The organism is Gilliamella sp. wkB178 (assembly GCF_001690705.1).
Taxonomy (GTDB): domain Bacteria; phylum Pseudomonadota; class Gammaproteobacteria; order Enterobacterales; family Orbaceae; genus Gilliamella; species Gilliamella apicola_K.
Genome location: NZ_LZGK01000011.1, coordinates 514,004 through 535,810, shown reverse-complemented (window position 1 = coordinate 535,810; position 21,807 = coordinate 514,004). Strand labels below are relative to the sequence as shown.

Sequence of the window (21,807 nt, the reverse complement as noted above, 5' to 3'; positions counted from 1 at the left end):
TAACGCGGAAGGATACACTGTTAAACACAATTTGTCATTATATATCTCCTTTACAAACTATTGCTATACTATTTTCTAGGTATTATTTTATAATTGCGATACAATGTTAAACCTCAATTATTATTGAGGTAGGCGATGGCGTAAAAGCACTAATAGCATATTATTTTGCGAAATTAATAAAATTAATAATAGGTCGTTTTTATTCCAAGTTCTGCTTCTAAGTAGTCAAATACATTTAAACAAGATTAATTCTAGGAAGAGTTTTTATTATGTTCAAAAAAGTTCGTGGCTTGTTTTCTAATGATTTATCGATAGATTTAGGTACAGCTAATACGCTTATTTATGTAAAAGGGCAGGGTATTGTTCTAAATGAACCCTCAGTTGTTGCCATTCGTCAAGATCGCACCGGGACACCAAAAAGTGTTGCTGCTGTTGGGCATGCTGCGAAACAAATGTTAGGGCGAACTCCTGGTAATATTGCTGCAATAAGACCGATGAAAGATGGTGTTATTGCTGACTTTTCTGTAACTGAAAAAATGTTGCAGTATTTTATTCGCCAAGTGCATAGTCATAGTTTTTTAAGACCTAGTCCACGAGTACTAGTTTGTGTACCTGTAGGGGCAACCCAAGTTGAACGTCGTGCTATTCGAGAATCAGCATTGGGTGCTGGTGCCCGTGAAGTATATTTAATTGAAGAACCAATGGCTGCAGCAATCGGTGCTGATTTGCCAGTTTCTGCTCCAACAGGTTCTATGGTTGTTGATATTGGTGGTGGAACTACTGAAGTTGCCGTTATATCACTAAATGGTGTAGTTTATTCTGCATCTGCGCGCATAGGTGGTGACCGCTTTGATGAAGCGATTATTAACTATGTTCGCCGTAATTATGGTGCTTTAATTGGTGAAGCTACCGCTGAGCGAATTAAGCATGTTATTGGTAGTGCCTATCCAGGTGATGAAGTTCTTGAAATTGAAGTTCGTGGACGCAATTTAGCTGAAGGTGTACCGCGTAGTTTTAATTTGAATTCAAATGAAATTTTAGAAGCGCTACAAGAACCTTTAAGTGGTATTGTAAGTGCCGTTAAAGTTGCATTAGAGCAATGCCCTCCGGAATTAGCTTCTGATATTTCTGAACATGGCATGGTATTAACTGGTGGTGGTGCTTTATTGCGTAACATTGATAAATTATTATCTGCGGAAACCGGTATTCATGTGGTTGTTGCTGAAGATCCACTTACCTGTGTTGCTAGAGGTGGCGGAAAAGCTTTAGATATGGTTGATATGCACGGTGGTGATCTCTTTAGTGAAGAGTAAACGTTGACTTGCCATGTTGTTAATTTTGTTATAATTAATTATATGGTTAACATGTTTAAAACCTTACTATCTTTACCGTCGACGTTGTCGACGGGTTCATATTCTAATTTAATTAGAGCTTGAGTATAAAACAGGTAAATATTGAACAATGAAATTACTCTTTTCAAAACGTTCGCCTTTAAGTGTGCAATTATTTATTTCATTGCTATTAGCCCTAATTCTGATTGTTTTAGATGTAAATTATCGACCTTTCAAAGAAATTCGTTATTATTTAGATACAATCATTTCGCCTATTTATCATATATCTAATGCGCCTGAATCCTCGTTTAATCAACTTTATGAAATGTCTAAAACTCGAGAAACATTAGTTGCTGAAAATGAAAAATTAAATCAGCTGTTACTACAAAAAAAAGCAGATCTTTTATTATTGGAACATTTAAGGCATGAAAATAATCGTTTAAGAGAATTACTTGGTTCGCCTTTACGGCATGATGAGCATAAAATGGCGGCACAAGTTTTATTAGCTGATACCGATCCTTATGTGTATCAAATTGTGTTGAATAAAGGTAAAGGTGATGGTGTCTATATTGGGCAACCAGTAGTAGATGAAAAAGGCATTGTTGGGCAGATTTACGAAACCGCAGAAACGACAAGTCGTGCCATTTTAGTGTGTGATTATCAGCATGCCATACCGGTGCAAGTTTTAAGAAATGATATTTCTATGGTGGCTGTTGGTAATGGTTGTAATAATGATCTAACTCTCGATTTTTTACCAAATAATGTCGACATTAAAGTAGGTGATATTTTAGTCACTTCAGGTCTTGATGGTCGCTTTCCTGAGGGGTACCCTGTGGCAGTGGTTAGTTCGGTTAAACTTGATATTAGCGATTCAACCCCCATTATTTCAGCAACTCCAACAGCAGATTTAAAACGATTACGTTATCTATTATTACTGTGGGGTGATCAAGGAGTAAAACATGAGGGGTCGTAATCGAATTTTGATTATATGGCTAACATTGGTAGTTGGTTTATGTTTGCAAATAATACCATGGTCAACATCTTATTATATGTTTAAACCTCATTGGTTAATGTTAATTTTAGCTTATTGGTTAATAGCTTTACCTCACAGAGTTGGAATTGGAACTGCATTTATTTTTGGCATAATTTTAGATTTATGTACAGGAACCATACTTGGTGTACATGCATTTATTTTTTCGTTAATTGCCTATTTAATTATGTTCAAGTTTCAATTGATCCGCAACTTAGCATTATGGCAACAGGCATTTATCTTATTCGGTGTTTCGGTGTGCTACAATTTGTTAGTGTTTGTATTTCAAGTTAGTATTTATCATACAATAACTATGTCACCACTTATATTATTGTCGAGTTGCGTTGATGGCTTTTTATGGACAGGAATATATCTATTGTTACGACAAATAAGACGGAGTTGTGCAATTAATTAAAAGGAATATTTATGTCTGTTGAATTATTAATGAATGTGACACCTTCAGAAACGCGAGTAGCATATATTGAAGATGGTGTATTGCAAGAAATTCATGTAGATCGTGAATCTAAACGTGGCATTGTTGGCAACATTTACAAAGGTAAAATTATTCGTATTTTGCCTGGTATGCAGGCAGCTTTCGTTGATATAGGGCTTGAAAAAGCGGCTTTTTTACATGCATCTGATATTATGCCTCATACGGAATGTGTGTCTGATACTGAGCAAGAGCAATTCCAAGTCAAGGATATTTCAGAACTTGTTCGCCAAGGACAAGATTTAATGGTGCAAGTGGTCAAAGATCCCCTAGGTACCAAAGGGGCTCGATTAACTACAGATATAACTTTACCTTCACGTTATTTAGTTTTAATGCCCGGACCTAATTCTGCTCATGTCGCAACTTCGCAACGAATCGAAAGTGAAGAAGAAAGGGAAAGGCTTAAACAAATTGTTGAACAATATGTCACTGATGAAGGTGGATTTATTGTTAGAACAGCGGCAGAAGGTGCTCATGCCTACGAGTTGGAACAAGATGCCAATTTCTTAAAACGATTATGGGCTAAAATTCAACAACGTATGGCCCGTCCGGTTAGCAAAAATCTTGTTTATGGTGAGTTAGAATTATCCCAACGAGTCCTTCGGGATTTTGTTGGTGATCCAATTGAAAGAATTTTAGTTGACTCGAAATTAACTTATGATCTCTTGGTTGAATTTACGCAAGAATTCATGCCTGAAGTTACTAGTAAATTATCGCACTATAGAGGTAATATTCCTATTTTTGATCTCTACGGTACCGAGAATGAGATCCAACGGGCTCTTGAACGCAAAGTAAAATTAAAATCAGGTGGCTATTTAATTATTGACCAAACCGAGGCAATGACTACGATAGATATCAATACTGGTGCTTTCGTTGGTCACCGCAATTTAGAAGAGACAATATTCAATACCAATATAGAAGCTACCATTGCAATTGCAAGGCAATTAAGATTACGTAATTTAGGTGGAATAATTATTATTGATTTCATTGATATGCAAGAAGATATCCATCGTGAAAGAGTTCTACAATCATTGCAGGATTCGCTAGCAAAAGATCGAGCAAAAACTACGATTAATTGTTTTTCTGCATTAGGTTTAGTGGAGATGACGCGTAAGCGAACTCGTGAAAGTATTGGTCATATTTTATGTGAAGAATGCCCAGCATGTAAAGGACGAGGCATAGTTAAATCTGTTGAAACAATTTGTAATGAAATTTTAAGAGAAATTGTACGTATATATAAAGCTCACCGTTCTGAATATTTTTTGGTTTATGCATCAACAGCAGTTGCTAACGCATTGACTACCGATGAGTCTCACGCTCTTGCAGAGGTTGAGGTGTTTGTAGGTAAACGTGTAGAAGTTAAAATAGAACCACTTTATATTCAAGAGCAATATGATGTAGTATTAATGTAAGGTATTTAGCTTTGTTAAGATGTTTCCTGAACACTATGTGTTTTAGTATAAAAACATTTTGAATACAAGATTATGAGTTAAGGAATCTATGATAATAACTGAAGTAAGTGAACGTCTATTACACGCAAATAATTTAAGTCAGCAAGATCTTTTAAATCTATTAGATATATTAAGTTCTAGACAAATTGACTTTGGTGATTTTTATTTCTTATCTGGCTATTATGAAAGTTGGTCACTTGAAGATAGTATTATTAAAAATGCTTCATTTCATCGTGACCAAGGGGTTGGTGTAAGAGCAGTTATCGGCGAAAAAACTGGATTTGCTTATACTGATCAGCTTTCTTTACCGCGTTTAGAACAAAGTGCATTAGCTGCTAATTCAATTACTAAACAAACAATTCCTTTAGTGGTTACACCATTTAAAGCATCTGAGACTATCTCTATATATCAATCTGTTAATCCCATAAATAGTTTTACTCAGGAACAAAAAATAGCTTTATTACGGCAAATTGACCATTTAGCACGTTCTCTGGATCCACGGGTTATTGAAGTTACTGCCAGTTTAATTGGTAGTTATGAGGATATATTAATTGCCGGTACTGATGGCACTTTGTGCGCTGATATTAGACCATTGGTACGTTTATCTATTTCTGTGTTAGTGGAACAAGATGGTAAACGTGAACGAGGTAGTAGTGGTGGTGGCGGTCGTTTTGGTTATGAATATTTTTTAACTAACGAACCAAAAACTAATGAAAGTTATGCTGATAGTTATACCCGTGAAGCGGTAAGATTGGCATTAGTTTCTTTAGCGGCTAAACCTGCACCTGCAGGAACAATGACAGTAGTGTTAGGTGCCGGTTGGCCTGGCGTTTTATTACACGAAGCAGTAGGACACGGATTAGAAGGCGATTTTAACCGTAAAAATAGTTCTGTTTTTTCAGGGAAAATAGGTAAGCAAGTCACCTCGGAACTTTGTACTATTGTTGATGATGGGACTATTCAAGATCGTCGTGGTTCAATTTCTATTGATGATGAAGGTACGCAAAGCCAGAAAACTATTCTCATTGAAAACGGTATTTTAAAAGGTTATATGTTTGATAAATTAAATGCCAAATTAATGGGTTATCATTCAACTGGTAATGGTCGTCGTGAAGGGTATGCTTATTTACCAATGCCGAGAATGACTAATACCTATATGTTAGCTGGAACGTCAAGTTTTACTGATATCATAAGTAGTGTTGATTATGGTCTTTATGCACCTAATTTTGCTGGTGGACAAGTTGATATAACTTCAGGTAAATTTGTTTTTTCTACTTCCGAGGCCTATTTAATTGAGAAAGGTAAAATAACTACTCCAGTAAAAGGTGCAACCTTAATCGGTTCAGGAATTGAAACTATGCAACAAGTATCAATGGTGGGGAATGATCTTGAATTAGATTCTGGAGTTGGCGTTTGTGGTAAAGCAGGTCAGAGTGTTCCAGTCGGTGTTGGGCAACCGACTTTAAAAGTAAATAATTTAACAGTTGGCGGTACAATTTAGTTGCTAACTAATAAATCTATATCGATGGGATTTTAGAATAGATGGAAACAATACTTACAATTTATCATGCTTTTCTGGGAATGGATTTGGGAGTGTTAAAAGATCCGAGCATAGTATGGATCCTCTATAGTATGCTATTTGTTATTCTTTTATTAGAAAATGGAGTATTACCTGCAGCATTTTTACCAGGTGATAGTTTACTGTTTTTGACTGGCGTATTTATCAGTGAAGATGTATTCCATTTTGGATTAATTAATATCGTATTAATTGCTGGTGCTGCAGTTGGCACTTGGTTAGGCTATATACAGGGATTATGGTTAGGCAATACCAAGATGGTACAAGGTTGGCTAGCCCATTTACCTGTTAGATATCATGATAAGGCTAAGATGCTATTTCATAAGTATGGCTTACAAGCATTATTTATCGGTCGTTTCATTGCTTTTGTTCGAACATTATTACCAATAATGGCAGGATTATCAGGATTACATAGTAGGCGTTTTCATATTTTTAATTGGATTAGTGCCACACTTTGGATTTTCTTTATTACTGGTTTGGGTTATCTTTTTGGTTTATCTCCTTTATTTAAGGCTTATAAAGAACAATTTATGTTGATCCTTATGATGATTCCTGTGATTTTAATAGGAATTGGTTTGGCAGCATCAATTTTATTAGTAATAAAACGAGCAATTAATAAAAAGAAAAGAACAAAAAACGTTAAAAGTTCAAAAAATAATTAGGTTACCAGTATAAAAATAAGGCGCCATAAGGCGCCAATTTATATATAATTGAAATTAACCGATAAGCCGGGTTCTGTCGTGGACAATCATTCCTCTAGGCTAACACTCACGCATTAGCTCAAGCAGTCTACCCGGATCCAACGCGGGCCACGCCAATGGATCCCTATTTGACCTTGCTCCGAGTGGAGTTTACCATGCCACAACTGTTACCAGTTGTGCGGTGCGCTCTTACCGCACCCTTTCACCCTTACCTGATCTTATAAAATAAGTCATCGGCGGTATACTTTCTGTTGCACTAGTCGTAAATTTTAGCTCACGCCAAAATTTCCCAGGCGTTACCTGGCACTCTGCCCTATGGAGCCCGGACTTTCCTCCCCTCTGTTTGTCTCCTCGTTTTATAAAGGACAACAACAGAGCAGCGATTGTCTGGATAATTTCGTCGATGAGTATAACTTAATGTATTATTTTGTCTACAAATTGATTTTATTTAAATAATAAGTGAGTGATTTATAAGCGATTTACTGCTGTTTATTAAATTTATTTTTAGATCTATTAGATAATAAATTAGTAGAAGAATGGCTTTTCATTAGTAGTAGTTTTTAACCAGAACCTAGTTACTAGAATGATAATTTTTTTCATTAAAACCAAACATTAAGGCATTAATATAATGCCTTAATGAGGTAAATTAGTTAATTGTTACCATTTTTTCTGTTTGTGATTTTCATCGTAGTTGAACCAGGTTACAACGCCTTTAGAGATTATTATATCTAATGTACCTTCAACAATATTATATTGAGTTTCACCTATCAACATATGACTAGTAGAATTTTTCTTTATATAGGTATAAGTCCATTTAGTTTCATTCGCATTAATTACTTTTTTAGTTGTTGGTTCGCCAAATAGATTGAGTACCTGCGTTTCAGTAGTTGAACCTTCTACTATTTGACTTACTTTTTCTTTACTTAATGGAGTGCCTTGTTCTACAAGATTAGTTTGTGAACATGCGGTTAATATTGTGATTGAACATAATATCATTATAATTTTATTAATAATTTTCATTACATTACCTATATGTGAAAATAATATGATTTATGTCTTAATATTAACATATGCATAGGAACGTTCAAGATTAAGTTAGACGGTAATATGTTTGGTGAAAAATAGTACCCATAAATATAAATACTAAAACAATTTATATAGGGTTTTAAAAAATGGAAACTTTTATTGTAAATTATGTTTCCAAACTTTCTTATTATTTCCATTTTATATTGGTTTATTTATTTTTACTACTTCTTAAAACTCTTTTAATCGGTTGATTGGTATTTGAATTAATATAGCGACTAGGCCAAATTTCAGAGGGTTGTAAATTTAAGGCGTTAGCAATAATAACCTCGCCTTTAGTCCATGGTCTAACTAATGCATTACTAAGAGTTGATGAACTAAAGCCTGATTGACGAGATAATTCGGCGAGTGTTGTACCTCTTTTTTTCAGTGCAGCAATAATGTCTGCTTGGTGCCAGTCATTAGTTTTTATTTCCATTTTTTATTCCTTCTTAGTTTATAACCTTGTATAACTATGTTATGCTTTTTTGTTATTGAAACGAGTAAGTCTTTTATCATTAGTGATTTTTGTTTCTTATTTATTGTATCAAAGTTTCTTTAATTTCTATAACTTTTTCTAGTTATTTGTATGCAGGATGATTAAAATGAAGGAATGGTTCTCACCTAAAGAGCTATCTAATATTGCTGGGATGCCGTCAACAACACAAGGTATTAATCGGAAAGCGCGAGCTGAAAATTGGACCGCGCGTAAGCGAACAGGTGTACGTGGTAAAGCGGTTGAATATTACATTGGTAGTTTGCCTTTAGACGTAAAAAAGGCTTTATTTATTGAAGAGGATAGTGCCACTTATTTGGTTTCGCCTATTGAACCATTGCAACTTTGGATGACTGCATTTGAACAGTTATCTGTGGATGAAAAGTCTCTCGTTGCTGCATGGTTGATGCGAAATGGAATTAAAGATTTTATTAATTTTATTAAAGAACAGCAAAAAGATAATTAGTGTTATTGTATAAGCTGATATATACTTTAACGTCAGAAAAATTTAGTAGCTACGGAAAAACGAATGCAAAGTCAGTTAACAAATAGTAAAGAGATCATTGTTTATTTAGCTCAACAATTTCCCAATTGTTTTACCCTTGAAGGGGAAGCTAAACCATTAAAAATTGGGATTTTTCAAGATATCTTATTGCATTTAGAGAATAACGATTTGTTAAGTAAAACGAAATTGCGAGTCGCATTACGAGGCTACACAATGAGTTGGCGCTATTTATATAGCATTAAAGAAGGAGTCCATCGCGTAGATTTAGACGGTAATCCTACTGATGTAATAACTAAAGAACAGATGGAATATGCCCAACAACAGTTAAAAGATAGCAAGCAAAAGGTTAAAGAACGCTCTAAACAGCGAGAGAAAGAAAAATCAAAAAATTCTCGGCCAGCATTAAAAAAAGTAAAAGCATTACAATTAGGTGACTTTGTTAAAGTTCAGTTAGGTAATAAATTACTAAAAGTACAAATAATCAATATTGAAAAAGAACACATTAAAGTTAAGGTTGGCTCTGGTATGGAATTGATGGTTAAACCTGAGCATATTATGAATAGATAGAGGGTTTGAATGAATAAATTACTGAAAGGTATTATTAGATTAAGCCTTGTATTGTGTATTGTTAATCAGAGTGCTCAGGCTAAGCAGCCCACTACAGAACAATTACCAGTATTAAAACAAGATGAAATTCATGAAGTTGTTGCCAAACGGGTTACCAATTATTTTACACAATCTCATTATCGTAATTTTGCTTTAGATGGAGCCTTTTCAGCTAAAATTTTTGATCGCTATTTCAAATTATTAGATGGTAGTAAAGCTTTATTTATTCAAAGTGATGTAGATAGTTTTAGAAATAGACAAGAGCAATTAGGTCAAGAATTAATAGATGGCAATTTACAAACTGCGTATGAAATCTATAATCTTTCAATGCAGAAACGTTATAATCGTTACAAATATGCTCTTGAAATTTTAGAACAACCAATGGATTTTTCAGCAAATGATGAAATCGATTTTAAACGTGATGATATTGCGTGGCCAACTACTGAAAAAGAGTTGGATATATTTTGGAACAAAAGAGTTAAATTTGATGAACTGAGCTTATCTTTATCAGGCAAAAATGAAACAGAAATTAGAAATATATTATCTAAGCGCTATAACCGTGTTTTAAAAACCATTATACAATCAAATAATGAAGATGCTTTTCAAGTTTTCATGAATGCTTTTGCTCGGGAAATAGATCCTCATACTAGCTATTTAGCTCCACGTAAAAAACGTGATTTCGATTCGGAAATGAGTCTATCATTTGAGGGCATTGGAGCGACACTTAGTCAACAAGATGATTATACGGTGATTATGTCTTTTGTTACTGGTGGTCCTGCTGAAAAAAGTAAATTATTATCTGTAGGAGATAAGATTATAGGTGTAGGGCAAAGTAATTCGGCAATTGAAGATGTTATTGGTTGGCGTCTAGATGATATTGTCGATAAGATCCGGGGACCTAAAGGAACAGTAGTAAAATTAGAGATCTTACCGGCTGGCAATAAGAGTAAATCTAAAGTTATTGAGATCACTCGCGATAAAATTCATTTTGAAGATCGTGAAGCGAAATTAAAAATTATCAATAATTCCAGAGGAAAGATCGGTGTTCTTGAAATACCAAGTTTTTATATGGGATTAACCGAAAAAGTTAGCTCATTATTAGTACAAGCCAATAATGAGAATTTACAAGGCCTTTTGATTGATTTACGTGATAATGGTGGTGGTTCGTTGGCCGAAGTCATTGCCTTAACAGGTCTTTTTATTGATGCGGGACCAGTTGTTCAAGTTCGCGATAATTTACAAAAGGTCACTGTTTATGATGATAAAAACCTTGGCATCGAATATTCTGGTCCGATGGTTGTTATGGTAAATCGTTATAGTGCTTCAGCATCAGAAATTTTTTCAGCTGCCATGCAAGATTATGGACGAGCAGTTATAGTTGGTGAAACCACATACGGAAAAGGTACGGTACAAACATCTCGTAATATATCTTATCCAGTGGATGCTAGGTTACACCCAAATTGGCCCGAACTTGGTGGGGTACAATATACTGTGCAAAAATTTTATCGGATCAATGGTGGTAGTACTCAGTTAAAAGGTGTAGAGCCTGATATTGAAATGAGTAAAACTAAATATGTTGATGAAACAGGTGAGCGCTTCTTAGATAATGCTATGCCGTGGGACAAAATACCATCAGCAGATTACCTTACTGCAGCTAATATACAGCCACTATTACCGGATTTACGTTCACAGCATTTAGCACGTATTGCCAAAAATCCTGAGTTTATTTATATAGAAGAAGATATTAAACAATTTAATGATAAAAAAGATCGCCAATATATTGTTTCTTTGAATAAAAATACGCGTGATGCAGAACAAAAAACAAATGATAAACGCGACTTGAAAAGAATGAATGAGCGTTTAAATCGAGCTGGTTTGCCGCCAATTACTAAAATAGATGATCTACCTAAAGATTATAAACAACCTGATGCTTATCTGGATGAAGCTGTTGAAATTCTTCTTGACCTTTCAACTAATTATCCAAAAATACAGAGTCGTAAAACTGATAATGGTATTACGTCATTTAATATTTCGATTAAATAATATTAACAATTATAGGTAAAATTATTTAGCAGGAGGTAAGAAGATGAGTTCAAATTTAAAATATTCTTTAATGACTGTAGTTGCAATATTAGTTATCTTGGCTGGCTTTGGTGCTATTGTGGTGATGAATTAATACTTGATTAATTATCTTGTGATCATTATAGTATGCGGCCTGTTTGTAAAAACATTATATAAAAATTAGGTGAGGTGTCCGAGTGGTTGAAGGAGCACGCCTGGAAAGTGTGTATACGGCAACGTATCAAGGGTTCGAATCCCTTCCTCACCGCCAAGTCATTGAAGGCTAAGAATAGTTAGGCTTAACAATATTGCCAAAGTTAACTTTAGATATTATTTTGGCAATTTGTTTTAAGGTTAGCCATCATTAATGATAAATAATACCTTCCTCTCCGCGATCATTTGGAGTTACTATGGAGAACTTATATACCGTTCAGGATTTTATCCGCTGGACTACATCTCAAATGAGTCAATCAGATGTTTATTTAGGTCATGGTACCGATAACCCTATCGATGAAGCTAAACAACTTATTTTAGAAACGCTTGGTTTATCGTTGTTTATTCCTCCAGAATTTTTTGCTGCAAATCTTACCAATGACGAAAAAAAGCAGTTGTTTGATATTATACAAAAACGTATTGTAGATCGTGTTCCTACTCCATATTTAACTAATCAAGCTTGGTTTTGTGGGCACCGTTTTTATATTGATGAGCGAGTGTTAATTCCTCGTTCTCCAATTGGTGAATTAATTAATCACCACTTTCAAGAATTATTACCTTATAATCCTAAAAATATTTTAGATTTATGTACCGGAAGCGGTTGTATTGGTATTGCATGTGCTTATGCCTTTCCGGACGCTCAGATTGATATCACGGATATTTCCTTAGAAGCCCTTGATGTTGCTCAAACCAATATTGATTTGCATGAAATGACTTATCAGGTAACGCCAATTTTATCTGATCTATTTAATGCGGTGCCAGAGAAGCAATATGATTTGATTGTGTCAAATCCGCCTTACGTTGATGATGAAGATATGAGTGATTTACCTGATGAATTTTTATATGAACCTAAATTGGCTCTTGAAGCGGGATTTGATGGTTTAGATATAATAAAACGTATTTTGCTTGATGCGATAAACTATTTAACTCCACATGGAGTGTTAGTTTGTGAAGTAGGTAATAGTTGGGTCAGTTTACAAGAACAATATCCTGATGTGCCTTTCAATTGGATTCAATTTGAAAACGGTGGACACGGAGTTTTTTCTTTAACATGTGAAGAATTAATTAAATATCGTTATTGTTTTGAATAACTAATTTGCAATAATTGGAATAAAATTATTATGTCAGGAAATTCAATTGGAAAATTATTTAAAGTTACCACATTTGGTGAGTCACATGGTGTTGCACTAGGCTGTATTGTTGATGGCGTTCCTCCTGGGCTCGCTTTAACTGAAATAGATATGCAACATGATCTAGATCGCCGTCGACCAGGTTCATCTCGCTATACCACTCAACGTAGGGAAGCAGATCAAGTAAAAATACTTTCTGGTGTATTTAATGGGTTAACTACTGGTACTAGTATCGGTTTATTAATTGAAAATACAGATCAACGTTCACAAGATTATAGCCAAATAAAAGATATTTTCCGTCCCAGCCATGCTGATTATACTTATCAAAAAAAATATGGTATCCGAGATTATCGTGGAGGAGGTCGTTCTTCTGCTCGTGAAACCGCTATGCGAGTTGCTGCTGGTGCTATTGCCAAAAAATATTTGCAAGAAAAATTAGGTATCACTATTCGTGGCTATTTAGCGCAGATGGGGAATATTGAATGCCAACTTATAGATTGGCAACTAGTTGAGCAAAATCCTTTTTTCTGTGCCGATGAATGTAAACTAGACGCTCTTGATCAATTACTAAGATCCTTAAAAAAAGATGGTGATTCAATTGGAGCTAAAGTTTGTGTGCTAGCCGAAAAGGTTCCTGTTGGACTTGGTGAACCGGTGTTTGATAAACTAGATGCAGATCTTGCTCATGCATTAATGAGTATTAATGCGGTAAAAGGTGTCGAGATAGGTGATGGTTTTGCTGTGATTAATAAACGTGGTAGTGAAAACCGTGATGAAATGACTAAACAGGGTTTTTTATCAAATCATGCTGGTGGTATTTTGGGTGGTATTAGTTCAGGTCAAACTATTTCAGCTAGTATTGCTCTTAAACCAACACCAAGTATCGAAAAAGTTGGTAAATCAATTAATATTTATGGAGAAACGGTCGAAGTGTCTACTCATGGAAGGCATGATCCCTGTGTAGGTATCCGAGCAGTACCGATAGCCGAGGCTATGATGGCAATTGTACTTATGGATCATTATCTTCGTTATCGGGCCCAATGTGATGATGTAATTTAGTGATGAATTATGAATTATTAATTTTGCTTTTTGTTGTTGCAACTCTGGCTGGTTTTATTGATTCAATCGCCGGGGGAGGTGGTTTGTTAACTGTCCCAGCGTTATTAGCAGTTGGATTGCCACCAGCTAGTGCATTAGCCACCAATAAACTTCAAAGTTGTGGAGGTTCTTTTTCTGCTAGTCTTTACTTTGTTCGTCAACGGATGGTTGATTTAAAACAACAAAAATGGGCGATTTGTTTTGCTTTTATTGGTTCAGCAATAGGTACAATATGTGTTATGCATATTAAAGCTGATTTTCTACGGTTGCTACTACCAGTATTAACAATTAGTGTAGGACTTTATTTTTTACTTTCACCAACAATTGGAGAAGAAGATCGTAAAAGTAGGTTTTCTATTTTACAATTTGCCTTAGTACCAGCTTTGACAATAGGTTTTTATGATGGCTTTTTTGGTCCAGGAGCTGGATCTTTTTATGCTGTAGCCTATATAACTCTGGCTGGTTTTAATCTTACCAAAGCAACTGCTCATACCAAAGTGTTAAACTTTACTTCTAATTTTGCGGCTTTACTTTTTTTTATAATTGGAGGAGAAGTTGTTTGGTCAATTGGTTTGATTATGTTAATTGGTCAATTTATTGGAGCAAGGATAGGTGCCAAAATGGTTATCGCTAAGGGGCGTAAATTAATTAGACCGATGTTAATTACCGTTTCAACTGTTATGAGTATTAAATTAATTTATGAAAATTTCTTTTAACTGCATAAATGTAATTATTTCTTCTATTGGAAGAATTTATAATTTATTAGATAATTAATTTCATATTCCTAACTTAAGCAGTATTATGAAACTTCAACAATTACGTTATATTATAGAAATTGCCCGCTCAGGTTCAATTAATGAAGCTGCAAAAAATCTATATATTACTCAACCTAGCCTTTCAACTGCTGTTAAAGATCTTGAAACCGAATTTGGTATAGAAATTTTTGTACGAACTTCTAAAGGTGTTTCTTTATCTACTGATGGTGTTGAATTTTTAGGTTATGCTAAACAAGTTTTAGATCAAGCTGAGCTGTTAGAGCAACATTATTCTAAAAAAGAACCTTCTAAACAATTGTGTAGTATTTCCACTCAGCATTATGCGTTTGCAGTTAATGCATTTGTTAATCTTATAAAAAAAAATAACACTGATGAATATGAATTTACGTTAAGAGAGACAAAAACTTATGACATAATTACTGATGTAGCTAATTTACGTAGTGAAGTTGGAATATTATATCTTACTGATTTTAATCAAAAAGTTATTTTAAGATTACTCAAAGAACATAAACTGACTTTTAATCCACTATTTGAAGCTCATCCACATGTATTTATTAGTACACATCATCCTTTAGCAGCGATGAAGTCTTTGACGCTTATCGATTTAGAAAATTATCCATACTTGTCTTTTGAACAAGGGGAATATAATTCTTTTTATTTTTCGGAAGAAATTTTAAGTACTGTTTATCATAAAAAAAGTATTCATGTTAGTGATAGAGCAACATTATTTAATTTGTTACATGGTTTAAATGGTTATACCATTAGTACTGGGGTTTTAAGTACAGATTTAAATGGCTCAGATATTTTATCTATACCGCTTGAGGTGGAGGAAAAAATCTTGATTGGTTGGATTACTTCACAAAAAGTCCAATTAAGTATGTCAGCGCAAAATTATATTGAGGCTCTCAAAAAATTAATTCAAGAAGAGTATGGTTTTCAACTCAAGTAAATCTAATATGATAGCAATAAATCAAATTGCTATTTTAGTAAATTTCAGTATAATTGCGCACAATTCATATTATATGATATGAATATTGAGGGGTATCTGAATTAGAGATCGGACACTCCATTTTTTAAATTAATTTTAAGAGGTTTATTATGTCTCTAACTGTAGAAGCAAAAGCGAAGATTGTTGCTGAGTATGGCCGTGGTACTAATGATACTGGTTCAACTGAAGTTCAAGTTGCTCTTTTAACCGCACGTATTAATGATTTACAAGGTCATTTTACTGAGCACAAAAAAGATCACCATAGCCGCCGTGGTTTATTACGTATGGTGTCTAGTCGTCGTAAATTATTAGATTATTTACGTCGTAAAGATATTGAACGTTATAACCAATTAATTCAAAGACTAGGTTTACGTCGCTAATTATTAATCTACTTGAAAAGAGGCTAAGGCCTCTTTTTCGTTGTGAAAAAATAGGGCTCTGATATAATGCAGAACCTTAAAAAGTTGAATTAGTAATTTTTGTAAATCAACAAAATATATGATTATCTCTCATGTTTCGCGCGACTAATGAGAACTCTATAAATTATAGATTTGTCATTAGTCGTGACAGTGAAATAATCTTTTGTTGAATATCCCCATATTGTTGATTGTTTAATTTATATAAGTTTGATTTTAAAATACTTTTTATGAAATTAATATTTTTCAGCATAATTAATAGCAAGAGGACATTATTTTGTTTAATCCGACATATCAGAAATTTCAATATGGTCGTCATACTGTAACATTAGAAACAGGTATCATGGCCCGTCAAGCTACCGCTGCAGTGATGGTAAATATGGATGATACATCTGTATTTGTAACAGTTGTAGCCAATAAAAAAGTTAAAGAAGGTCAAGACTTTTTTCCTTTAACTGTGAATTATCAAGAACGTAGCTATGCAGCAGGTCGTATCCCAGGTGGTTTTTTCAAACGTGAAGGCCGACCAAGTGAAGGTGAAACTTTAATCGCTCGCTTAATTGATCGTCCATTACGACCATTGTTCCCGGAAGGATTTGTCAATGAAATTCAAATTATTGCAACGGTGGTTTCTGTTAACCCTGACGTTAGTCCAGATATAGTTGCAATGATTGGTGCTTCAGCAGCACTATGTTTATCTGGAGTTCCATTCCATGGCCCTATTGGTGCAGCTAGAGTTGGTTTTATCAATGATGAATTTGTATTAAATCCATCAGTCAAAGAACTGGTAAATAGCCGTTTAGATCTAGTGGTTGCTGGTACTAAAAGCGCTGTATTAATGGTTGAATCAGAAGCAGATCTTTTAAGTGAAGAGCAAATGCTTGCTGCGGTAGTTTTTGGTCATGAACAACAGCAAATAGTGATTGATAATATTAATGAATTTGTCGCTAAGTCTAATTGCCAAAAATGGGATTGGATTGCGCCAGAAAAGAATGAAACATTATATAATGTTGTAGCTGATCTTGCTAAAGATCGATTAGGTGAAGCTTATCGTATTACTGAAAAACAAGCGCGTTATGCTCAGATTGATTTAATCAAAGATGATGTATTGACTACTTTAAAAGCACAAAATGAAGAACTTGATGAAACTGAAATTATCAATATTATTGTTGATTTAGAGAGTCAAATTGTTCGTAAACGTGTTATTGCTGGTGAACCTCGAATTGATGGGCGTGAAAAAGATATGATTCGTGCACTTGATATTCGTACTAATGTATTACCAAGAACCCATGGAAGTGCACTGTTTACCAGAGGTGAAACCCAAGCTTTAGTCACGGCGACATTAGGTACTGAACGTGATGCGCAAATAATTGATGAATTAACTGGTGAATATACTGACCGTTTCTTATTACATTATAATTTTCCTCCTTATTCTGTGGGTGAAACTGGTATGGTTGGTTCTCCTAAACGCCGAGAAATTGGTCATGGTCGTTTGGCAAAACGAGGTGTTGCTGCCGTAATGCCTAGTCCTGAAGAGTTTCCGTATACTGTACGCGTAGTATCAGAAATTACTGAATCAAATGGTTCATCCTCAATGGCTTCAGTGTGTGGTGCTTCTTTAGCTCTTATGGATGCGGGGGTACCAATTAAATCGTCTGTTGCCGGAATAGCAATGGGATTGGTTAAAGAAGGTGACAATTTTGTCGTATTATCTGATATTTTAGGTGATGAAGATCATCTTGGTGATATGGATTTTAAAGTAGCTGGTACTAGTGAAGGTGTAAGTGCTTTGCAAATGGATATCAAAATAGAAGGTATCACTAAAGAAATTATGCAAGTAGCATTGAATCAAGCTAAAGGTGCCCGATTGCATATTTTAGGTGTAATGGAACAAGCGATAAATAAACCTCGCAAAGAAATTTCCGAATTTGCACCGCGCATTTATACTATGAATGTTAATCCTGACAAAATCCGTGATATTATTGGTAAAGGTGGTGCCACTATTCGAGCATTAACGGAAGAAACCGGAACAACGATTGAGATTACTGATGATGGTACCGTTAAAATTGCTGCCTCTGATGGTAATAAGGCAAAAGACGCCATGAATCGTATTAACAATTTAGTCGCAGATGTAGAAATTGGTAAAATTTATACAGGTAAGGTGACCAGAATTGTTGATTTTGGTGCTTTTGTTGCAATTATTGGTGGAAAAGAAGGACTAGTTCATGTTTCTCAAATAGCCGATCATCGAGTTGAAAAAGTCGCTGATTATCTAAAAGTTGGTCAAGAAGTGAATGTTAAAGTATTAGAAATTGATCGCCAAGGTCGAATTCGTTTAAGTATGAAAGATGCTATTGAACCAAAAACTGATGACGTACCTATAGCAGAATAAAAAGTTATTCACTGGGAGTTCGAAATGAGATTATTCAACCTGAGGATTGTATGCGGTTTGTTAACTGTTATTCTTTTATCGGGTTGCTCTAACTCTCAACCTTTACTATCAGTGCCTGAACAAGTTTCTTATGATGATGAATTGAAAATTGCTCAGCTAAGTCAGCAGTTATCACGCAGAGATATTGACACAGTAACACGGATGCAGCTAATTTTTGAACGTGGTACTGTGTATGATTCTTTAGGGTTTAAAGCTTTTGCACAAAGTGATTTTTCTCAATTACTTAGTTTTAATCCGGAAATTCCTGATGTTTACAATTTTTTAGGAACTTACGCATTAAGAGACGGTGATTTTGATAATGCTTTAATGTCTTTTAATACCACATTAGAACTAGATCGTGCTTATGCTTATGCTTATTTGAATCGGGCAATTACTTCATACCGTACAGGACATTATCAAGCAGCACAGCGTGATGCACTGCAATTTTATCAATATGATGTTAATGAACCAATCAGAATTCTATGGCTTTATTTGATCGAAAAAGAAATCGATAATAAAGATGCCGGAAAAATGCTACAAAAACGTTATGATCTTATGACTGATAAAACGATTTATAGTAGTGATATCATTGCATTTTATTTAGGGAAAATTAATGAATCTAAATTAATGCAAAATCTTCAAAAAGGTGTGGAAAATAATCGGCAATTAGCCGAACGTCTTTGTGAAGCCTACTTTTATTTAGGTAAATATTATCTAAATAAAGGTGACAACGAGCGTGCCAAAATGTTATTTAAATATGCTTTATCCAATAATATTTATAACTTTGTTGAACATCAACAGGCACTATACGAAATGAAGTTACTTGAAACTAAGTAACAAGGGTCATGCCAGTTTTAAAAGTGAAAATATTGTTATAGCGTAGTTCTGATTTGCCAATATTGTATTCTTAAATAATATTATTAGTTAATTTTATGTTTAATTAAAATAAATTTTATTTTGATAGGATATTTATTGACAATTAGTTATTGGGGTGAGTTGTAAATTTTCAATTTAGTAAGCTGGCATTATATTCTTATATACTTTCTTTAATTTGAAATGTTTCAAATAATATAAATTATTAAGTCTTGCTTAGTAATACTTATTTACTGTGGATTAGTGTTAATGTTATGACATTTCAAAAAGTTAGTTTATATAGTTAGAAATAATAAGCGAGTTTACATGACAACAGAAGTTTCTTTTATTGACCTTGGATTATCTGAGGAAATTCTTAATGCACTAACTGATCTTGGTTTTAACAAGCCATCACCAATTCAATCAGAATGTATTCCTCTATTATTAGCGGGAAATGATGTATTAGGAATGGCGCAAACCGGTAGTGGAAAAACCGCCGCATTTTCGATTCCTTTTTTAATGAATATTGATATTAATCTTAAAGCTCCGCAGCTTTTAGTTTTAGCACCTACCCGAGAATTAGCTATTCAAGTTGCTGAAGCTTGTGCTGAATATTCAAAATATATGAAAGGATTAAAAGTTTTGCCATTGTATGGTGGGCAACGTTATGATGTTCAACTTCGTGCTTTGAAGCAAGGTCCACAAATTGTAGTTGGTACACCAGGCCGTTTACTTGATCACTTAAATCGTAGGACATTGGATCTTTCTAATTTAAAAGGCTTAGTACTTGATGAAGCAGATGAAATGTTAAGAATGGGTTTCATTGATGATGTTGAAAGTATCATGGCGGCGATTCCTGAGGATCACCAAACAGCATTATTTTCCGCTACAATGCCAGCACCAATTCGTCGTATTACTAAACGATTTATGCACAACCCTAAGGAAGTTCAGATTAAGTCTACTAATCAAACAGCTCCAGATATTGATCAAAGTTACTGGTTGGTTCGAGGTATGCGTAAGAACGAAGCGATTATTCGTTTTTTGGAAGCAGAGGATTTTGATGCAGCAATTATTTTCGTACGTACCAAAACCGCAACTTTAGATGTAGCAGAAGTACTAGAAAAACATGGTTATAGCTGTGCTGCACTTAATGGTGATATGACTCAACAATTGCGGGAGCAAACATTAGATCGCTTACGTAATGGACGATTAGATATTTTAATTGCAACCGATGTGGCTGCACGCGGTTTAGATGTTGAACGCATTAGTTTAGTTATTAATTATGATATTACGTTAGATTCCGAATCCTATGTGCATCGAATAGGGCGAACAGGTAGGGCTGGTCGTGCAGGCCGAGCAATTTTATTTGTTGATAGTCGTGAGCGACGTTTACTTAAAAATATTGAACAAACGATTAAAAAACCGATTCCTGAAGTAGGATTACCATCCAAAGAATTATTAGAAAAACGTCGTTTGGTTAAATTTACTGAGCAAGTACAAAAACAACTTGAAAGTAGTGATTTAGATCAATATCAGACACTACTAGAACAAATACAAGTAGGGTGTGGTGCTGATCTAGAAACTATTGCAACAGCTTTATTAAAGTTAGCTCAAGGAGAACGTTCATTAATTCTTCCTCCTGATCCGGTCTTAAAACCATCTCGAGAGAATCGTGATCATACTGGGGGTAGTGGTGAACGTCGATTACGAGGAGATAACCGTGAAACACCAAAACGTCGTGAACGACGAGATGTTGGTGATATGGATATGTATCGTATTGAAGTAGGCAAAGAAAATGGTGTTGAAGTTCGTCATATTGTTGGTGCTATAGCTAATGAAGCGGATATTAGTAGCCGCTATATTGGTAATATCAAACTGTATGAAACCTATTCTACAGTAGAATTACCAAAGGGAATGCCAAAAGATATATTAAAGCACTTTGAAAAAGTAAGAGTACTTAACCAACCAATGAAAATGAGCTTAGTAACAGGTTCATCCGAAACTAAACGTGGACGAAGAAGTAATAAAGCTGATTCAGCTGGAACATCTTCACCTAAGAAACGTAGTCGTCAATCCGGAAGTGGTCGTTCCTCTGCTCCAAAATTTTAATACTAATTCCTCTACCATAATGGTAGAGGAATTTTTCATCTTTTATCTCTATTCTTTATCACGATAATCAGTTCTTCTAGGTAAAGCATTAGAATTAAATAATACTAATACTTTTTGAGTTTTGCCCTTAAATCTGTTTAAGAGTATACTATACTAAAATCCATCGGTAAGAAGAGGTATAATATGGCAGATTCTTTAAATAAATGTAAGGCAAACGAAACCCCTGCATGTTGTTGCGTTGATGTGGGTACAATTATTGACAATGAAGATTGTAGTGCTGAATATGAGCGTGTGTTTACCACTGAATCGGAAGCTCAAGCTAAATTAGCCTCATTAACTCAAGCTGCAAAAGATGTTGAAACAGAGCCTTGTGAAATTAATAGTAACATTGAAAAAGTTAATGACGGTTATAAATTATCTGCAAAATTTACCTTTTGCTGTGGTGCTGAATGTATGATTTTTCAATTAAAATTACGTTAATAAAC

21 protein-coding genes, 1 tRNA gene and 1 other RNA gene are annotated in these 21,807 nt (G+C 34.5%); 20 read left to right on the top strand and 3 right to left on the bottom strand.

Annotated features, from left to right (window positions below):
- Window positions 1-269: 269 nt before the first annotated feature.
- The 6 genes from A9G13_RS04000 to A9G13_RS03975 all read left to right on the top strand — a co-directional run bounded on the left by A9G13_RS04000 (window position 270) and on the right by A9G13_RS03975 (window position 6,540).
- Window positions 270-1,313 (top strand): rod shape-determining protein, encoded by a 1,044-nt coding sequence (locus A9G13_RS04000; protein ID WP_065556307.1) that lies wholly within the window; start codon window positions 270-272, stop codon window positions 1,311-1,313.
- A gap of 148 nt (window positions 1,314-1,461) precedes the next feature.
- Window positions 1,462-2,304, top strand: a complete 843-nt coding sequence (gene mreC, locus A9G13_RS03995; protein ID WP_065556306.1) for a rod shape-determining protein MreC — start codon at window positions 1,462-1,464, stop codon at window positions 2,302-2,304.
- On the top strand, window positions 2,291-2,776 hold the full coding sequence (mreD, locus tag A9G13_RS03990; RefSeq protein ID WP_065556305.1) for a rod shape-determining protein MreD: 486 nt from the start codon (window positions 2,291-2,293) through the stop codon (window positions 2,774-2,776). Before mreC ends, mreD begins: the two co-directional genes overlap by 14 nt.
- Window positions 2,777-2,787: 11 nt before the next feature.
- Window positions 2,788-4,263 (top strand): ribonuclease G, encoded by a 1,476-nt coding sequence (gene rng / locus A9G13_RS03985; RefSeq protein ID WP_065556304.1) that lies wholly within the window; start codon window positions 2,788-2,790, stop codon window positions 4,261-4,263.
- Window positions 4,264-4,351: 88 nt separating this feature from the next.
- Complete coding sequence (gene tldD, locus A9G13_RS03980) at window positions 4,352-5,803, top strand: metalloprotease TldD (protein WP_065556303.1); 1,452 nt, start codon at window positions 4,352-4,354, stop codon at window positions 5,801-5,803.
- Between the two features lie 41 nt (window positions 5,804-5,844).
- Window positions 5,845-6,540 (top strand): DedA family protein, encoded by a 696-nt coding sequence (locus tag A9G13_RS03975; RefSeq protein ID WP_065556302.1) that lies wholly within the window; start codon window positions 5,845-5,847, stop codon window positions 6,538-6,540.
- Between the two features lie 46 nt (window positions 6,541-6,586).
- Here the strand turns inward: A9G13_RS03975 and rnpB are convergent.
- The 3 genes from rnpB to A9G13_RS03960 form a co-directional block, all read right to left on the bottom strand.
- An RNA gene (gene rnpB, locus A9G13_RS03970) (RNase P RNA component class A) lies at window positions 6,587-6,978 on the bottom strand.
- Between the two features lie 258 nt (window positions 6,979-7,236).
- Window positions 7,237-7,599: an outer membrane protein assembly factor BamE domain-containing protein gene (gene bamE, locus A9G13_RS03965; RefSeq protein WP_065556301.1), complete on the bottom strand. Its 363-nt coding sequence runs from the start codon at window positions 7,597-7,599 to the stop codon at window positions 7,237-7,239.
- Window positions 7,600-7,813: 214 nt separating this feature from the next.
- On the bottom strand, window positions 7,814-8,080 hold the full coding sequence (locus tag A9G13_RS03960; RefSeq protein WP_065556300.1) for a helix-turn-helix domain-containing protein: 267 nt from the start codon (window positions 8,078-8,080) through the stop codon (window positions 7,814-7,816).
- A gap of 166 nt (window positions 8,081-8,246) precedes the next feature.
- Here A9G13_RS03960 and A9G13_RS03955 point away from each other — a divergent pair, with 166 nt between their 5' ends.
- From A9G13_RS03955 to A9G13_RS03895, 14 genes are all read left to right on the top strand, one after another.
- The gene (locus tag A9G13_RS03955) at window positions 8,247-8,603 is read left to right on the top strand and encodes a DNA-binding protein (RefSeq protein WP_065556299.1); all 357 of its coding nucleotides are present in this window, start codon (window positions 8,247-8,249) and stop codon (window positions 8,601-8,603) included.
- Window positions 8,604-8,666: 63 nt separating this feature from the next.
- Window positions 8,667-9,209, top strand: coding sequence for an RNA chaperone ProQ (gene proQ, locus A9G13_RS03950; protein WP_065556298.1), 543 nt, complete (start codon window positions 8,667-8,669; stop codon window positions 9,207-9,209).
- A 9-nt stretch (window positions 9,210-9,218) separates the two neighbouring features.
- Window positions 9,219-11,291, top strand: a complete 2,073-nt coding sequence (prc, locus tag A9G13_RS03945) for a carboxy terminal-processing peptidase (protein WP_065556297.1) — start codon at window positions 9,219-9,221, stop codon at window positions 11,289-11,291.
- Between the two features lie 43 nt (window positions 11,292-11,334).
- Window positions 11,335-11,424, top strand: a complete 90-nt coding sequence (gene cydH / locus A9G13_RS11080) for a cytochrome bd-I oxidase subunit CydH (RefSeq protein WP_141670859.1) — start codon at window positions 11,335-11,337, stop codon at window positions 11,422-11,424.
- A 68-nt stretch (window positions 11,425-11,492) separates the two neighbouring features.
- A tRNA-Ser gene (locus A9G13_RS03940) sits at window positions 11,493-11,580 on the top strand.
- Window positions 11,581-11,719: 139 nt separating this feature from the next.
- Window positions 11,720-12,613 (top strand): 50S ribosomal protein L3 N(5)-glutamine methyltransferase, encoded by an 894-nt coding sequence (gene prmB / locus A9G13_RS03935; protein WP_065556296.1) that lies wholly within the window; start codon window positions 11,720-11,722, stop codon window positions 12,611-12,613.
- A 30-nt stretch (window positions 12,614-12,643) separates the two neighbouring features.
- On the top strand, window positions 12,644-13,711 hold the full coding sequence (aroC, locus tag A9G13_RS03930; protein WP_065556295.1) for a chorismate synthase: 1,068 nt from the start codon (window positions 12,644-12,646) through the stop codon (window positions 13,709-13,711).
- A 2-nt stretch (window positions 13,712-13,713) separates the two neighbouring features.
- On the top strand, window positions 13,714-14,466 hold the full coding sequence (locus A9G13_RS03925) for a TSUP family transporter (RefSeq protein ID WP_065556294.1): 753 nt from the start codon (window positions 13,714-13,716) through the stop codon (window positions 14,464-14,466).
- 85 nt (window positions 14,467-14,551) lie between these two features.
- Complete coding sequence (locus A9G13_RS03920) at window positions 14,552-15,475, top strand: LysR family transcriptional regulator (RefSeq protein WP_065556293.1); 924 nt, start codon at window positions 14,552-14,554, stop codon at window positions 15,473-15,475.
- Between the two features lie 149 nt (window positions 15,476-15,624).
- On the top strand, window positions 15,625-15,894 hold the full coding sequence (rpsO, locus tag A9G13_RS03915) for a 30S ribosomal protein S15 (protein WP_065556292.1): 270 nt from the start codon (window positions 15,625-15,627) through the stop codon (window positions 15,892-15,894).
- A gap of 313 nt (window positions 15,895-16,207) precedes the next feature.
- A complete protein-coding gene (gene pnp, locus A9G13_RS03910; protein ID WP_065556291.1) occupies window positions 16,208-18,322 on the top strand; it encodes a polyribonucleotide nucleotidyltransferase in 2,115 nt (704 codons plus the stop codon).
- Window positions 18,323-18,346: 24 nt separating this feature from the next.
- On the top strand, window positions 18,347-19,198 hold the full coding sequence (gene nlpI / locus A9G13_RS03905) for a lipoprotein NlpI (protein ID WP_065556290.1): 852 nt from the start codon (window positions 18,347-18,349) through the stop codon (window positions 19,196-19,198).
- 342 nt (window positions 19,199-19,540) lie between these two features.
- The gene (locus tag A9G13_RS03900) at window positions 19,541-21,322 is read left to right on the top strand and encodes a DEAD/DEAH family ATP-dependent RNA helicase (RefSeq protein WP_081301146.1); all 1,782 of its coding nucleotides are present in this window, start codon (window positions 19,541-19,543) and stop codon (window positions 21,320-21,322) included.
- A 183-nt stretch (window positions 21,323-21,505) separates the two neighbouring features.
- A complete protein-coding gene (locus tag A9G13_RS03895; RefSeq protein ID WP_065556289.1) occupies window positions 21,506-21,802 on the top strand; it encodes a YfcZ/YiiS family protein in 297 nt (98 codons plus the stop codon).
- Window positions 21,803-21,807: the final 5 nt, after the last annotated feature.